Raw genomic sequence first — 14,475 nt, 5'->3', positions numbered from 1 at the left:
TCGCATGCTGTCTCATACGAGACAGCAATGGATGTAACTGCGATGGCATGATCGCCCTGCAGCGAAATCAGTCAGCGACGGGGGAACTATGTCCAACTACAGGCCACCTGCAAACCGCATTCATCGTGGCTTCTTCTACTTAGATGATGAAACGGTCATCAACTCACTATCCGCAGTCGAGAGCGGAAAGATCGACGAGGTCGCGGCACGAGTAAATTCGGCTCGTGAAGGGGGCTTTGGCGGTGGGCTGGGATTCTCGGGAGTTAGCTTGGAAGCTTCTAAGAAGTCCTCGTCGGAGTTCGAGGAGGAAATGGTAAGAACCCGGACGAGATTCTCAGTATTCGAACTTTGGTACCAGACTCTAAAAGAGGGAAAGGCACTCGGGTCCTTTGATGGCTGGGGGCCAGATGCTCTTCTCAATGTAGCTTCAGGCGACACGGTTGAGTTTCGCGCACACCTTGAAATCGCGCCAATACAGACTCTCTTCAGGCTCTTCCTTTGGTACGTCAGCAAGGCTAAGGAACAAGGTCATGTCATGAGCGCCCAGGGTGCCGAATTGAAATCTTTAAAGGAGAACGAACGCGTCATCAGAATGTTCCTCGGCGATGGCGAAGATGATCAAGTAGTCGTTATCGCAACGCCGAATGGCGAGGCGGGGCCAAAAGTCGCTATGCCGATCAAAACACGATGGCTCATTGGTCGCTTCGGGCAACTAGGTGGGGAGTATTCCATTGTGGCCCAGGTGGATCGCATCGTTCCCGAAAGTCAAGAGATCCCTGCGCTACGGTTGACGCACGACCTTGCGGCGACCTCGCTTGAAATGACCCTTCTCAAGGAAGCCATCGAGAACTTCAAAGAGCCTGCAGAAAGCATGGGGATCACGATCACGGATGATGACGCAGCAATCGCTGGTCCGCTCCTGTGGTTGGAGCCAATTGCTCTCTACCGATAGACAAGATCTATCTGCATTATTGCCGCCAGACTGTGGCCTTACTTCATGTATCTAGGTTGTTCGCGGTTGTCCCAAGCCCATTATCGCGTTGTTTGAAAATTTGATGCTGGAATTCCCATAGATTCCTCTTCGCGGATGAACCCTGGCTTGAACTAGCTTGGTACTCACCTTCCTAGTCAGACACGATCAGGTTAAGCCCCTACGACGACTGCGCCTATGGCGTCTTGTGCGCTCAACGAAAGAGCATCTAGGACTTCCGGATACACCAGAAGGCGCGAGCGCGCAGTTCCGTCCTTGATGCGCTGCGTCAGTCTGCGCGGATACTCCTGAGCTATGTAGTTGAGCACCGACCGATAGGGGGACCAATCCAGACTGTGAGCCCCTGAGTTGCGAGCCTTGCCGTCCTGCAGCAGCTTCTTCAGAATGGCAGGCCGGTCGGCTTGTCGTCTGCGCTCAACGACCCACAGCAAAGACTCGACGGACTCCGCAACTCGACGGATGTTGTAGGGCAGTTCTTCCGCGCTCCATTCCATCTGCAAGAGGGCGATAACTGCGTTTAGATCAGCGATTGTTTGATTGGTGGTCGGAAGTAGATCGGTGCCCGCGAGAGATCCGATTCCACCAATTACAACCTCAGCCTGCTCCAACGTGGCTCGAATCTGATGCGCGATGCGTTCTCGACGCCAGTCACGGAGTTCCGTCTTGTAAATCAAGTCGTGCGTGGCGACTGCCCAGGCGTGCTGAAGAAATGTCTTCACCTGCACTTCAAACACCACTCCGTCAGGGATGCCCGACTGCTCGCCCTCGACGCGCTGGTATTTGACGTATAGGCGAAGATCGTCGAAGGGAAAACTATCGGGCGAACTTGAGGTGAACGAATTTGATACAGGTCGTCTTTCCTGGAGTGTGTATTTGTCGAGGACTAACTCCACCGCCGCCTCGATTTGGGTCGCGTCAGGGACCACGAGGGTTGCTGCAAATACGTCCTCAACCTCTGTGATGGAGGCGATCCGTCCGGTCTCTACTTTGAGAGCGAAACTCTCTAGCTCCTTCACACGACTCTCGTAATGCCAGACAGTTCGCTTGCGTTTCTGCAGATCGCGGTCGATCTCCTTTTGCAGAAGCTTCGCGATTTGCTGCTGGATTCTGAAGGACTCACGGATGGCCGCATCGATTTTCAACGAAGTCACCCCAACTGCATGGCTTGCTGCAACGCATCTAGCCGCGCAATTCTTTGAGGTTCCTCAGTTGTCGCTCCGACCGACGCAGACTTGTACTGCGCGACGAGTCTTTCAAACTCGGTTGCGGCGCCGTCGACTGGCAGAGAAGGCTCGTTTGCACTGGCGTCGTACGAGCCTACGGCCTCCATGAACTTCCGATAACGATCTCCGAACTCTGTCAGACCAGCCGGCGCATTGCCGAGTTGGTTGATGTACGACCACAGAGTGTAGAAATGGAGGAACGGCTGAGCAATCGTCGACACCACTTCAGTTTCCTTGTCGAGGTCATCAAGCCAATCGCGAAACCCGAAGAAGTCGACCGTGAAATTATCAACATCGAATGGAGTCTCATCATCGTCAGCCTCATCGAGTTCGGCGAAGAATCCGTCCAGATCTTCCTGATCAAACCCACTCACTTTGTGGCGCACGGTGACCATCGCCAGCTCAGCGAGGTTTTGAACGTCTGCCATTCTCTTTTCCTTGGCGGTCGTGTGGATCTTGAAGCGCTTCCACATCGGCTGGATAATCTCGTCTTCGAGGAAGTTGATAAGCCAGCCGTCGAACCGTGCGTGCCTTAGTTCCTGAGCAGTGAGTTTGCGGGAGTTCTTGTTGAGCCGTTCGAAGACTTCTCTCACAAACGTTGGAGAGACATCGTCGATTTCCTCGACAGTGACTCGATAGTTCCAAAGGCGCACCCGTGCCTCGTCATCTTCTGACAGGTCGCGCCACCGCTTGCCTGCGAAACGCGAATCGCCGAAATCGTGCGGCAGATAGACCTTGTTATCGAGGAATTGGAGCACGGTGCTTATGCGCTGTTTGCCGTCGACAACATGGTATGTCGCCTCGCCCGTTGCCAGATCGATTGTCTTGTGCAGGAAGATTGGAGGCGACGGGTAGTTCTTAAAGATTGTGTCCATGAACGATCTGCGATCCCGTGGCGTCCAGACACTTCGCCGCTGATACGGAGGATCGAGATCGAGTTGCTCGCGCCGATTTTGCTCCAGTAACCAACTCAGATCCTGAGTGGTCACAGTTCGGTTAACCGTTTCGTAGGGCTCCTCGTCTGGCACAACTCCTCTTTTCTGATCATCAGCGCCACCGCACGATGAACCTTTTCCCGGGAGGCTACCAATCTGCAGTCCACTATTTGAGGTTCCTTGTCACGGTACTTTACGAGACTCTCGTGCAATGCTTCGCCAAGCGCTAGGCGATGTTCTGCGCGTTCTCCGGGCGGCCCAGCATCAAATCCCCCGCTCGCACATACTTACCATCGAACAAGCCGCGCAGGCACTTGGCGTTACGCCACGAATGATCCGCCGTCTGACGGCAAGTCGGCAGTTGCCGTATGTGAAGGTTGGGCGACTAGTGCGGATTCGCGACACCGACATTGCCCAGTGCGTCGAGGAGTGGACCGTGCCCTCTATCGAGTTTCGAAGGACGCCGAGGTGTCTACGCCAGTGTTAGCCGATCTGGATGCGCTTGTCTCCGTACTCAACCTCGACGTGCAACGTGCCGCCAAGCGCTTCGACGTACTTTCGAAGCGTGTCGACTTGGGAATGTTCGATTTCTCCGTGCTCAATACGAGAGACGCGGTTCTGACTGACATGGAGGAGTGAGGCGAGTTCAACCTGGGTCAGGTTCGATGCCTCGCGCAATTCGCGAAGCCGATAGGCACGGACCTCATCGAGCAAGCGCTTCTTGTGCGCGTCAACTGCAGCCCGATCAACAGGGCGCTCGCGCAGCAGATCCTCAAGGCTCTTAGCCATGATGCCCTTCCTTCCGTCGTTCCAGGTGCTCGGTCAAGCGTTCGTCAGCGACCGGGATGTTGACTCGATACCACTTCTGCCAGTTTCCAGCCTTGTCTCCAGCCACCAGCAGGATTGCACGGCGATCCGGATCGAATGCAAACAGCACCCTGAGCTCGGACCGACCGCTGGATCCCGGCCGTAACTCCTTCATGTTCTTGTGTTGCGAGCCGACCACTGAGTCGACCAGAGGCCTTCCCAGTCCCGGTCCGCGTTCGGCCAGTAATTCCAAAGCAGCGATGACCTGTTCATAGGACTTCTGGTCCAGTGATATGAGCCAGTCCTCGACAAGGTCAACTTCCACTTCCCAACGAGCAGTCACGCTACACCCTCTAGGCTATATAGCGCAAGTGTTGTATTCATCCGGAAGACCTCTGCAGTCGCGGAGGTCTGGGCCAGATAGTCGTCCGGTCGCTGGCGCAGTCGCACCAATGCCTCGTTCACAGCGACACCCTCTCATCTGCCCACCGGCGGCGGACCAAGCTCGTCTGGCGCAGCAACCTCGTCGAGCGAGTCCAGTCGAATCTGTCCTTCGGTGTTCAGACGCCGCAGGGCTTCAACGAGAGCTTCATGGCCGCCATCCGAAAGCCGACTAGGCAGATGGCCGGGATAGAGGAGATACTCTGCTGACGGCGTCAGCACGATCAAGCATTCATAGAGGCACACAAGCACGCATGGGAGCGGGGTTTCCCTCATAGAAGAAGGCAAAGTGGGTGGTTCAAGTCCCGTCACTCACCCCACGAATTTTCGTTTAACCGCAATAGTTTTGAAGGTCGCTACTCTCGTGTGAGAAGAACCCCCAAATCCGGTATACACGGTGCCCGAGAGGGGCTCCAATGCTCAGTCGCGTTCCACCCGCCAACCTCACCGCGGCGATGGCGGCGTTTTGCACGTAGGGGGCGGCGAACCCTGTCGCTGTCTACCGAGGCGGAGGTCGGTCGGACTGGTACCTGCCGGCCATCGACAAGCGCTTCGCCGTCACGTGCGTCCGATCAGGGCCTTCGCCTAGCCCGGGCATTCACGTAGTCCGAGGTGGCACTCGCATGAATTGATGCAAGTGCCTGTCGTTGCTGGGTTTCGAAGGCACGCGCTACCTTGGCGCCCGTGATGTTCTCGATGTTCCTCCTGTGGATGGCGGCATTTCTCGCCATCATCCTTCGCTGGAAGTGGACGATCGCTCTGGTTCTTGTCTGCTTGGTATGGACTGCAGTGATCCTCAAGTCCCATATCAGCGATCCGATCCCGCTCAACTTCTAGAGCGACCATGTCCTCCATCAAGACAAGCCGACGCGAGGCCCAAGAGGTGCAACTTTCGCGGTGGGTCAACATCCTTGCCCTCTTCGCCCTGATCGGCGTGCTGGCCGGATCCCTGCATCTGCAGTTCGGCGTCGGCGAGCAGCCCTGCCCACTGTGCCTGGTTCAACGCTCGGCGATGATCGGCCTGGCCATCGGGCCACTCATGAATCTTCTGTGGGGAATGCGGCCAGCCCACTATGCGATCAGCATCCTCGCCGCGGTCGTCGGTGGGGCCGCCTCGACACGGCAGATCTTGCTCCACATCGCAACGCCGGGCGATCCCGGTTACGGTCCGGCCGTCGCCGGACTACACCTTTACACTTGGGCCTTCATCACCTTCACCATCGCCATAGTCGGGTGCGCTCTGCTCCTGCTGTGGGACGCGCCATTCCGAGCAAGCGACTCCGGCATCCTCCACCAAAGGCGCGTCATTCGAGTGCTGGCGTTCACAGCGATCAACTGGGTGGCCCTTGACCTGCTTGTGATCGGCTTAGCGGTGATACCGGAGTGTGGGCTGGGATCGTGTCCCGACGACCCCGCCAACATCGCTGGGTTCGGAAACGTGCCCGGATGGGCAGCCGTGATGTCCGCTGGCCTGCTCGCCCTCGCCATTGCAATGGCCATCGTGATGAACCGAAGATTGGTACCGGACCGCGCGAGCGCGAGCATTCCGTGAGTCCGCCCTCCGCCCAAGTCGCGCTGTTCACAGGTGCAGGGATGTCCGTGAGCGCAGGGTAGTTCTTGTACTTGTGGTGACGCCAGGATTGGCTATCGAGCACTTTCAACGTCCTGCCTACTAGGCCATACTTGGTTAAACGCTTTGTGTCACCTTGCGCGCCCCACCTATTTGGGAGGACGTCATGACCACCATTCGCGCCGCATTGGTCCAAGCAAGTTGGACCGGCGACAAAGAGTCAATGATCCTCGCGCACGAGGGCTATGCCCGCGATGCAGCCGCACAGGGCGCCCAAGTCATCTGCTTCCAGGAGCTCTTCTACGGTCCGTACTTCTGTCAGGTCCAAGACCCTCAGTACTACGAGTACGCCGAATCGATTCCTGGGCCTACCACGGAACGCTTTCAAGCTCTGGCCAAGGAATTGAACTTGGTCATGATCCTGCCGATGTATGAGCAGGAGCAGCCAGGCGTCCTGTACAACACCGCTGCCGTCGTCGATGCCGATGGCACTTTCCTTGGCAAGTATCGAAAGCATCACATCCCACAAGTCGCTGGCTTCCTGGAGAAGTTCTATTTCCGCCCAGGCACTGGCGGCTATCCCGTGTTCGATACGGCAGTCGGCAAGATCGGCGTGTACATCTGTTACGACCGCCACTTCCCCGAGGGATGGCGTGCGCTGGGTCTCAATGGCGCACAGATCGTGTTCAACCCGTCGGCCACCTCTCGGGGACTGTCGCATTACCTCTGGAGCATCGAACAGCCGGCCGCCGCAGTGGCCAACGAGTACTACGTGGGCGCCATCAACCGAGTCGGTATCGAGCCGCTGGGCGACGACGACTTCTACGGACAGTCCTACTTCGTGGACCCCGAGGGCAACTACGTCGGCGACAAGGGTGACTCCTATCAACCCGAACTTCTAGTTCGGGAACTGAACATGGATCTGCTCGCTGAGGTTCGAAATCGGTGGGCCTTCTACCGCGACCGTCGGCCAGATACCTACGGCGACGTCGTCCGCCCGTAAGCGAAGGGACTGACTCATGACCATCCTCATCAAGAACGGAAGCGTGGTTTCGGCCCAAGGCACGATTGTGGCCGATGTCCTCGTCGACGGAGAGCGCATCGCCGCACTCCTCTTGCCTGGCGACACGTCACTGGGAGCAAACCTCGAGGCCGAGGCCGAACGAGTCATCGATGCATCCGGAAAATATGTGATCCCCGGCGGCATTGATGCGCACACCCATATGGAGTTGCCCTTCGGCGGCACCTTCGCTTCAGACACTTTCGAGACCGGAACGCGCGCCGCAGCTTGGGGTGGCACTACCACCATCTTGGACTTTGCCGTCCAAAGACAGGGCGAGCGCGTTCAGGACGGCCTCGCCGCCTGGCACACCAAGGCCGCCGGAAACTGCCATATCGACTACGGATTTCATCAGATCATCGGTGGAGTCGACGACGATTCGCTGAAGGCCATGGATGAATTGGTCGACGACGGGATTACCAGCTTCAAGCTGTTCATGGCCTACCCAGGTGTGTTCTATAGCGACGATGGCCAAATCGTGCGGGCTATGCAATCGGCTGCGCAAAGCGGGTCGATGGTCATGATGCACGCGGAGAACGGCACTGCCATCGACGTTCTCGTCGCGCAGGCGCTGGCGGCAGGAAAGACCGACCCCAAGTACCACTCGCTGACGCGGCCCTGGGAGACCGAGGCGGATGCCACCAACCGAGCCATCATGCTGGCGCGGCTCACCGGCGCACCCCTGTACATCGTCCACATGTCGGCCAAGCAGGCCGTGTCGGTGCTGCAATCCGCCAAGGACGACGCGTGGAACGTGTATGGAGAAACCTGTCCGCAGTATCTGTACCTATCCCTTGAAGACCAGTTGTCGCAGCCAGGATTCGAAGGTGCCAAGTGGGTGTGTTCCCCTCCGCTGCGCTCCAAGGCCGAGGAACACCAGAAAGAGTTGTGGCGGTACCTGCGCACGAACGACCTGTCGATCGTGAGCACTGACCACTGCCCCTTCTGCTTCAAAGAGCAGAAGGAACTCGGACTCGGAGACTTCTCCAAGATCCCCAACGGAATCGGATCAGTAGAGCACCGTATGGACCTGATCTACCAGGGCGTCGTCGATGGGCAGATCAGCCTGGAACGTTGGGTTGAGATCACGTCAACAACTCCCGCACGGATGTTCGGCTTGTATCCGCAGAAGGGAGTCATTGCACCCGGATCCGACGCTGACATCGTCATCTACAACCCTTCGGGTCGAACCGAGATCGGCTTTCACAAGACCCATCACATGAACATGGACCACTCGGCGTGGGAGGGCTTCAACATCGACGGCCATGTCGACACGGTCATCTCCCGCGGACTTGTCATTGTCGATGACAAGCAGTACTTCGGAGTGAAGGGTCGCGGCAAGTACCTCAAGCGAGGGCTCTCGCAATACCTCATCTGACGCAGGTCCCGGTAACACGGAGAGCGGAGTAACCCTCGTGCACACAATCGACCATTGGATCAACGGATCCTTCGTCGCTTCGACTTCGGGACGAATGGGCCCGGTATTCAACCCGGCACTGGGCGTGCAGCAGTCAAGTGTCGGACTCGCCTCAATCGATGAGGTCGACTCTGCCGTTGCGGCCGCGAAGGCCGCCTTCCCAGCATGGCGGTCGACGTCGCTGTCCAAACGCGCAGATGTCATGTTCCGATTCCGCGAGCTCGTTGTGGCTCGGCGCGATGAGATCGCGGAGTTGCTCTCTCTCGAACACGGAAAGGTCCCCAGCGATGCTGCGGGTGAGCTCGCACGAGGCATCGAGAACATCGAATTCGCCTGCGGAATCCCGGCAATGCTGAAAGGCGGCTACTCCGAGGGAGTGTCCGGCGGGGTTGACGTCTACTCGATCAAGCAGCCGCTCGGAGTCGTTGCCGGCATCACGCCGTTCAACTTTCCCGCAATGGTGCCGATGTGGATGTTTGCCATCGCGATCGCATGCGGCAACAGCTTCGTGCTGAAGCCGAGTGAAAAGGATCCCTCGGTCTCCTTGCTCCTCGCTGAGCTGCTGCAGACGTCTGGGCTGCCCAACGGAGTCTTCAACGTCGTCCACGGAGACAAAGTCGCGGTCGATCGCATACTCGAGCATCCCGATATTGAGGCCGTCAGCTTCGTCGGCTCCACGCCCATCGCGAGATACATCTATTCCACCGGGACCGCGAACGGCAAACGGGTGCAGGCCCTCGGCGGCGCAAAGAATCACATGGTGGTTCTGCCGGACGCGGACATCAACATGGCAGCCGACGCCGCCGTCAGCGCTGCCTATGGATCCGCCGGCGAGCGGTGCATGGCGATTTCCGTGGTGGTTGCCGTGGGCGGCGTGGGAGACACGCTCATCGATGCGATCACCGAGCGCCTACCGAAGTTGAAGGTCGGGCCAGGCACCGACCCGACCTCGGAGATGGGGCCGCTGATCACCGGCGAGCACCGAGACAAGGTTGCCTCCTACCTCGCCAGTGCTCCCAGTGAGGGAGCCACCGTTGTTGTTGATGGCCGCGACGCCGACCTGCCGGAGAGCGGCTTCTTTCTCGGCGTCTCGCTCATCGACCATGTCGCACCGGGTATGTCGTCGTACGACGACGAGATCTTCGGCCCGGTCCTGTCAGTTGTTCGGGTCGACACCTACGACGAGGCGGTGGACCTCATCAACAGCCACCAGTACGGCAATGGCGCCGCGATCTTCACGCGCGACGGCGGTGCCGCACACGCGTTCCAATTTGACATCAAAGTCGGGATGGTCGGTATCAACGTGCCGATCCCCGTGCCCGTCGCCTATTACAGCTTCGGCGGCTGGAAGGCCTCGATCTTCGGGGACAGCAATATCTATGGACCCGCAGGAGTGGAGTTCTACACCCGCACGAAAACCATCACCTCACGATGGCCAGATCCCGCAACGTCGACCGTCGACCTTGGCTTTCCCCGCACGCGTTAGCCCAACCGAAAGACTCCCGCGAACGAAAGGTGACTCATGGACATCGGCATCGTTCTACAGTGCACGCCTCCGGCCGCCCGCGTCATAGACCTCGCCAAGCGCGCCGAGGCCTACGGTTTCGGCTACGTCTGGACATTCGACTCCCACATCCTCTGGGAGGAGCCCTACGTCATCTACAGCAAGATCCTCGACGAGACACGCAAGGTCATCGTCGGTCCGATGGTGACCAACCCGGCAACCCGCGACATCACGGTGACGGCATCCGTGATCGCGACGCTCAACGAGATGTACGGCAATCGCACAGTCATCGGCATCGGCCGCGGTGACTCCGCGGTTCGGGTAACCAATGGCAAGCCGGTCTCAGTCGACCACATGCGCCAAGCGGTACTCGATATCAAAAGTCTGGTCAACGGCGATTCGATCGACTACAGAGGCAGCAACCTGCGGCTGCCCTGGGGCAAGTCCAGCCGTGCCGACGTGTGGGTAGCGGCGTACGGACCAAGGATGCTCGCGCTGGCGGGTGAAGTTGGTGATGGTTTCATTCTGCAACTCGCTGATCCGGCGATTGTCGAATGGACGATCAAGGCCGTCCGCGATGCAGCCGCAGCAGCTGGCCGGGATCCTGATTCCATCTACATCTGCGTCGCCGCGCCCGCGTATGTCACCGAGGAGATTGAACACGCCCGCGATCAACTGCGGTGGTTTGGCGGGATGGTCGGCAACCACGTCGCAGACATCGTCGCTCGCTACGGCGATGATTTAGGAGAAGTCCCTCAGGAATTGACCGACTACATCAAGCATCGGCGCGGATACGACTACAACCTGCACGGCCAGGCAGGCAACGAGCATGCCGACTTCGTACCTGATGAGATCGTCGACCGCTTCTGCATCATCGGCCCCCCCGCCGAACACATCCGCCGACTCCAAGAACTTGAAGCCCTTGGTGTCGACCAGTTCGCGCTCTATCTCCAGCACGACGACAAGGACCACACCCTTGCGGCATACGGAGAGAAGATCATTCCGGCCGTACAGGAACACATACGCGCGATTGACTGACCGGGACCGCGTTCAGTCAGTTGAGTCGGGCTACTACTACTCGCTGACGCGAGTCAGCAAGTGATGGTCGGTGTGCGGGAAGGGCTCGGTGAATTCCTTCATCGTCAACCAGGTGGTCTGGTCGTAGCCGAAGGTCCCGTCACCAACGGTGATCGTGACCTCGTATGAAGTGCTACTGGCGTTGGCTGAGAGGTAGTCGTTCTCACCAATGGCGTACTTGAGATCGCCCAAAGCAGCCTTCAATGTGAATACCTTGGCATCTGCGGTGGTGAAGGCTCCAGCCAGCACGACGATTCCGCGGGGCACGACGAAACCCTTCATCACCTCGCCAGTTGCGGCATCCCACAGCCAATAGCCGACCTCTGTGTGGAATGGGTTCTCTTCGTCATCGCGCCACATCGCCGACTTGTAGTCCAGGCCGTAAAGCGACTGTTTGCCATTGTCGACGGGACCGAATGGCTTCATGGAGCACTTCTCGCGGTAGATCGTGTCGAAGACAACTTCCGTGCTGTGCTTGAAAGCGTGGTCTAGGCCACTCTCGCCTTCCCATTCGCCTATGAGCCCGGCCAGTGGTCCCCACTCTTCATTCATAATCGCTCCATTTCGATTGGCGCAAATTGCGTTAACTTGACGAGTACGTGTGTCGGTTATTCATAGCAGCCAGGCCCGCCAACTGCGGCGAGATTGGCCATTAATGTGCTGACATTAGAGGTACTTGATCGCGATCATGCCGCCAATGATCGCGATGATCAAGATTACGATGTACTGATCAACCCACGCATCAAGCAAACGGGTAAGTCGCAGATGCAATCGCTCGTTGAATCCGAAGGTATTGCGGTAGATATTCACGCGAGTCATCGATGCAAAGACCATTGTCGTGGTGACCGTCACCAAGAGACACCATGGGCACAGCGCACCAATGTGGAAATACGCCTCATATAGGAGCCAGTAGGCAAACAGCAGCCCTACGGTGTACATCAACTGTGCGGCATTCATGAACCAGCGGGGGAAGCTCACTCCCGCGATTGACGCAAGGGCGACAGTAATAACTATTGGTTCAGCGATTAATCCAAGATAAGCATTGGGAAAGCCAAGGAGCGAGGCCTGCCAAGACTGGGCCACGATGCTGCAGGAGACATGCGAACTGATGTCGCAGGAGAAGATCGCATCTGGATTGGCCGCCAAGGTTATGGCCTCAACTGACAACACCAACGATGCAAGGAGTGACAGCAAGGACGACACCAGCATCTCGCTGAAGGCCCCGATGTAGCGCTGAGCTCGGGGCAGCGGGGTGAAGGCATAGGCAGTCGACATTGAGCAAGTATCCCTTGGACGTCGAATCGATCGGTGACTACTGAGCTGCGGGCATGTCGAAGCCAATGGTCTGCACGAGCGCCTCCTGCATAATCGACGATATGACTGCTGCGTCACGACCGCTCGCGCAGCCGCATGAAGATCGGCTCTCGCCAGATCATCCGCAGTACAGCGAAATCATTCACCGTCATTCCACCGCAATGGAACATGGGGAGGCCGGTTACCTCGATCCGGCTACCGGGCTGTTTGTCATCACGGCAGCCACGCATCTGCAGCGCGGAATGTGCTGTACCAACGGCTGTCGGCATTGCCCCTATGTCTAGGAGACTCGCCGCTCTTGCAAGTTGCGCCGCACTGTTCACTTTCGCTGCGCTGATTCCGGCATCTGCTGCCCACTCTCCAGTCACAGCCAAGGCGTCCTGGTCCATGGTTGATCTGAGCAAGGACACCAACGGCGACGGCTTCATCGAAGGAGATGGAGGGGTGCCGAAGTCAGGCGCACTCACCATGAATCCATCCCTCGCCATGGTGGGAAGCGGTAATCACATCGCCCAGCCCAATGAGCGATTGATTAATGGATCGCTTTCTTGGTACCTCTCCCCCGAGGGATTTCCGGTGACGTTGAACGCCTGTGGATCGCAGGGCGAATCCTTTACCTGGTCGATCACCAACCTGGCGAGCAGCGAACAGCAAGGGCTTGGCCCCAAGGCCCTCAGCGCCAAAACCTGTAAGACGAGAGTGACCCTTCCCGAAGCGAGCTACCGATTCACCTTGAAAGTAGACGACGGCAAGGCGTCTGCCGTGAGTTCCGTCAACGGCACAGTCAGGAACATCCTGATGCTCGCACTAGGCGACTCCTATGCCTCGGGCGAAGGCAATCCCCGCAACGTGCAGGCCTGGATTCAGCAAGGCGGCCTGTTCACCAGCTTCCGCCCGTATTGGGATGGCGCCGATTGCCACCGCAGCGTCCACAGTGCACCCGCGCAAGCTGCGCTGGCCCTGGAGAAGGCCTCTGCCCAGACCTCAGTCACCTTCGTCGACGTCACGTGCAGCGGAGCCACTGTCTCCCAAGGCGTCCTTGGCCAGCAGACTGGCCAATTACCTTCGCAGTTAGCCCAGGCACGCAGCATCATCGGCAACAGTCCGGTGGATCTGATCACCTTGTCTGTCGGCGGAAACGACGTCGGATTCGGATCAGTCATCAGCTCGTGCCTGGTGAATGCCAACTGCCCACTGGTGCCCGCCTCCTCAGGACTCCTGCGCGCTTTTCCAAGCTTGAACGCTGGCGTGAGTTCGCAGACCGCAAATCTGCCAACTGTCTACGCCTCGATCTCGAACTGCTTCACCGGGCGCAGTTGCGCCAACCCGATCACACTCGCTCCAAACGCAACTGTGCTGCCGACCCTCTATCCCGACATCACCAGAAATGCTGCAGGTGGACCCTGCTCCTATCTCACGATGACGACCCAGGACTTTTCATGGTCACGCGATGCAATCTTGAATCCCACCCCACCCACAGCAGTGAATTACCCGACAACCAACCAAGGAGTGAAGTCGATTCCGCTGCCGGCAGGTTCGCTCAATCAGCAAATCCAAGCTACGTCGAGTCTGGGATGGCACCCCGTCACCGGCACTTGGGCACGCTCCGGTGAGTCAGCCAAAGGCCATGGAATCTGTGCTGGCACGTCATCGTGGGTATTCCCTGCACAGCTCGGAGCGATGTCGAGCGGCTCCTTCCATCCAAACCCGCAAGGGCTCCGCGAGATGGCCGCTGCGATCACTGAGGCAGCAGTGGCCGCCCTCAACTGACTGTTACACTTTCTGCTCCATCACGCACCGCTAGCTCAACTGGCAGAGCAGCTGACTCTTAATCAGCGGGTTGGGGGTTCAAGTCCCTCGCGGTGTACTTTGTGAATTGTTTGGTTTCGCCTGATGCGTGACGTTTTGGCTCCGGCTGTCAGGTGACATGGTTTCGCCTGATGGGTGACGGTGGTTTCGCCTGATCCGTGACACTCCTTCGATGTTGGTGGAGTTGAGTGAAGCGCCCTAGGTTTGATGCCGCCTCCTTTTGAGTCTAGGAGGATGGAGTCATGCCGAAGAAGATTGATCCGAAGGTGAAGGAGCGGTGTGTCCAGCAGATGCTGGATCATGCGTCGGAGTATCCGAACCCGACTG

General features: G+C 58.2%; 17 protein-coding genes and 1 tRNA gene. 11 read left to right on the top strand and 7 right to left on the bottom strand.

Going from position 1 to position 14,475, the window contains the following annotated elements; translation table 11 throughout:
- Positions 1-88: 88 nt before the first annotated feature.
- Entirely contained in the window at positions 89-952 is an 864-nt protein-coding gene (locus Q7L55_06150) for a hypothetical protein (protein MDO8732138.1), read from the top strand.
- Positions 953-1,143: 191 nt separating this feature from the next.
- Here the strand turns inward: Q7L55_06150 and Q7L55_06145 are convergent, their stop codons facing one another.
- A complete protein-coding gene (locus Q7L55_06145) occupies positions 1,144-2,142 on the bottom strand; it encodes a hypothetical protein (protein ID MDO8732137.1) in 999 nt (332 codons plus the stop codon).
- Positions 2,139-3,203 carry a DUF262 domain-containing protein gene (locus Q7L55_06140; GenBank protein MDO8732136.1) on the bottom strand — a complete coding sequence of 355 codons (1,065 nt, stop codon included), beginning with the start codon at positions 3,201-3,203 and terminating at the stop codon, positions 2,139-2,141. The genes Q7L55_06145 and Q7L55_06140 overlap by 4 nt, the downstream gene beginning before the upstream one ends.
- Before the next feature lie 157 nt (positions 3,204-3,360).
- On the opposite strand from Q7L55_06140, the gene Q7L55_06135 reads away from it, so the two are divergent.
- The gene (locus Q7L55_06135; GenBank protein MDO8732135.1) at positions 3,361-3,636 is read left to right on the top strand and encodes a helix-turn-helix domain-containing protein; all 276 of its coding nucleotides are present in this window, start codon (positions 3,361-3,363) and stop codon (positions 3,634-3,636) included.
- On the opposite strand, the gene Q7L55_06130 is transcribed toward Q7L55_06135, so the two are convergent.
- From Q7L55_06130 to Q7L55_06120, 3 genes are all read right to left on the bottom strand, one after another.
- Positions 3,633-3,938 (bottom strand): helix-turn-helix transcriptional regulator, encoded by a 306-nt coding sequence (locus Q7L55_06130; GenBank protein ID MDO8732134.1) that lies wholly within the window; start codon positions 3,936-3,938, stop codon positions 3,633-3,635. The two genes, Q7L55_06135 and Q7L55_06130, sit on opposite strands and share 4 nt — an antisense overlap.
- Positions 3,931-4,299, bottom strand: coding sequence for a type II toxin-antitoxin system RelE/ParE family toxin (locus Q7L55_06125; GenBank protein ID MDO8732133.1), 369 nt, complete (start codon positions 4,297-4,299; stop codon positions 3,931-3,933). The genes Q7L55_06130 and Q7L55_06125 overlap by 8 nt, the downstream gene beginning before the upstream one ends.
- Before the next feature lie 134 nt (positions 4,300-4,433).
- Positions 4,434-4,673 (bottom strand): hypothetical protein, encoded by a 240-nt coding sequence (locus Q7L55_06120; protein MDO8732132.1) that lies wholly within the window; start codon positions 4,671-4,673, stop codon positions 4,434-4,436.
- 408 nt (positions 4,674-5,081) lie between these two features.
- Here Q7L55_06120 and Q7L55_06115 point away from each other — a divergent pair, with 408 nt between their 5' ends.
- The 6 genes from Q7L55_06115 to Q7L55_06090 all read left to right on the top strand — a co-directional run bounded on the left by Q7L55_06115 (position 5,082) and on the right by Q7L55_06090 (position 10,986).
- Positions 5,082-5,234 carry a hypothetical protein gene (locus Q7L55_06115; protein MDO8732131.1) on the top strand — a complete coding sequence of 51 codons (153 nt, stop codon included), beginning with the start codon at positions 5,082-5,084 and terminating at the stop codon, positions 5,232-5,234.
- A 7-nt stretch (positions 5,235-5,241) separates the two neighbouring features.
- Positions 5,242-5,949: a disulfide bond formation protein B gene (locus tag Q7L55_06110; protein ID MDO8732130.1), complete on the top strand. Its 708-nt coding sequence runs from the start codon at positions 5,242-5,244 to the stop codon at positions 5,947-5,949.
- A gap of 184 nt (positions 5,950-6,133) precedes the next feature.
- A complete protein-coding gene (locus Q7L55_06105; protein MDO8732129.1) occupies positions 6,134-6,970 on the top strand; it encodes a nitrilase-related carbon-nitrogen hydrolase in 837 nt (278 codons plus the stop codon).
- Positions 6,971-6,986: 16 nt separating this feature from the next.
- The gene (gene hydA / locus Q7L55_06100; protein MDO8732128.1) at positions 6,987-8,405 is read left to right on the top strand and encodes a dihydropyrimidinase; all 1,419 of its coding nucleotides are present in this window, start codon (positions 6,987-6,989) and stop codon (positions 8,403-8,405) included.
- Between the two features lie 37 nt (positions 8,406-8,442).
- Positions 8,443-9,930 (top strand): CoA-acylating methylmalonate-semialdehyde dehydrogenase, encoded by a 1,488-nt coding sequence (locus Q7L55_06095; protein MDO8732127.1) that lies wholly within the window; start codon positions 8,443-8,445, stop codon positions 9,928-9,930.
- 36 nt (positions 9,931-9,966) lie between these two features.
- On the top strand, positions 9,967-10,986 hold the full coding sequence (locus tag Q7L55_06090; protein MDO8732126.1) for a TIGR03842 family LLM class F420-dependent oxidoreductase: 1,020 nt from the start codon (positions 9,967-9,969) through the stop codon (positions 10,984-10,986).
- Between the two features lie 36 nt (positions 10,987-11,022).
- On the opposite strand, the gene Q7L55_06085 is transcribed toward Q7L55_06090, so the two are convergent.
- Entirely contained in the window at positions 11,023-11,577 is a 555-nt protein-coding gene (locus Q7L55_06085) for a heme-binding beta-barrel domain-containing protein (GenBank protein MDO8732125.1), read from the bottom strand.
- A 114-nt stretch (positions 11,578-11,691) separates the two neighbouring features.
- Positions 11,692-12,300, bottom strand: a complete 609-nt coding sequence (locus Q7L55_06080) for a vitamin K epoxide reductase family protein (protein MDO8732124.1) — start codon at positions 12,298-12,300, stop codon at positions 11,692-11,694.
- Between the two features lie 101 nt (positions 12,301-12,401).
- On the opposite strand from Q7L55_06080, the gene Q7L55_06075 reads away from it, so the two are divergent.
- The 3 genes from Q7L55_06075 to Q7L55_06065 all read left to right on the top strand — a co-directional run bounded on the left by Q7L55_06075 (position 12,402) and on the right by Q7L55_06065 (position 14,206).
- Positions 12,402-12,623, top strand: coding sequence for a DUF5522 domain-containing protein (locus Q7L55_06075; GenBank protein MDO8732123.1), 222 nt, complete (start codon positions 12,402-12,404; stop codon positions 12,621-12,623).
- The gene (locus Q7L55_06070; protein ID MDO8732122.1) at positions 12,616-14,109 is read left to right on the top strand and encodes a GDSL-type esterase/lipase family protein; all 1,494 of its coding nucleotides are present in this window, start codon (positions 12,616-12,618) and stop codon (positions 14,107-14,109) included. The genes Q7L55_06075 and Q7L55_06070 overlap by 8 nt, the downstream gene beginning before the upstream one ends.
- Before the next feature lie 24 nt (positions 14,110-14,133).
- Positions 14,134-14,206: transfer RNA gene (locus Q7L55_06065), tRNA-Lys, on the top strand.
- Positions 14,207-14,475: the final 269 nt, after the last annotated feature.

The sequence above is a fragment of the Actinomycetota bacterium genome, assembly GCA_030650795.1.
Taxonomy (GTDB): Bacteria; Actinomycetota; Actinomycetes; order S36-B12; family S36-B12; genus UBA11398.
Note: the sequence above shows the minus strand (reverse complement) of the source record. Positions and strands in the feature narration are given on the sequence as shown.

Coding starts and splice junctions, on each gene's coding strand:
- Q7L55_06105 (MDO8732129.1), top strand. CDS start 6,134: ATGACCACCATTCGCGCCGCATTGGTCCAAGCAAGTTGGACCGGCGAC.
- Q7L55_06080 (MDO8732124.1), bottom strand. CDS start 12,300: ATGTCGACTGCCTATGCCTTCACCCCGCTGCCCCGAGCTCAGCGCTAC.
- Q7L55_06075 (MDO8732123.1), top strand. CDS start 12,402: ATGACTGCTGCGTCACGACCGCTCGCGCAGCCGCATGAAGATCGGCTC.
- Q7L55_06070 (MDO8732122.1), top strand. CDS start 12,616: ATGTCTAGGAGACTCGCCGCTCTTGCAAGTTGCGCCGCACTGTTCACT.
- Q7L55_06135 (MDO8732135.1), top strand. CDS start 3,361: ATGCTTCGCCAAGCGCTAGGCGATGTTCTGCGCGTTCTCCGGGCGGCC.
- hydA (MDO8732128.1), top strand. CDS start 6,987: ATGACCATCCTCATCAAGAACGGAAGCGTGGTTTCGGCCCAAGGCACG.
- Q7L55_06090 (MDO8732126.1), top strand. CDS start 9,967: ATGGACATCGGCATCGTTCTACAGTGCACGCCTCCGGCCGCCCGCGTC.
- Q7L55_06110 (MDO8732130.1), top strand. CDS start 5,242: ATGTCCTCCATCAAGACAAGCCGACGCGAGGCCCAAGAGGTGCAACTT.
- Q7L55_06120 (MDO8732132.1), bottom strand. CDS start 4,673: ATGAGGGAAACCCCGCTCCCATGCGTGCTTGTGTGCCTCTATGAATGC.
- Q7L55_06085 (MDO8732125.1), bottom strand. CDS start 11,577: ATGAATGAAGAGTGGGGACCACTGGCCGGGCTCATAGGCGAATGGGAA.
- Q7L55_06130 (MDO8732134.1), bottom strand. CDS start 3,938: ATGGCTAAGAGCCTTGAGGATCTGCTGCGCGAGCGCCCTGTTGATCGG.
- Q7L55_06150 (MDO8732138.1), top strand. CDS start 89: ATGTCCAACTACAGGCCACCTGCAAACCGCATTCATCGTGGCTTCTTC.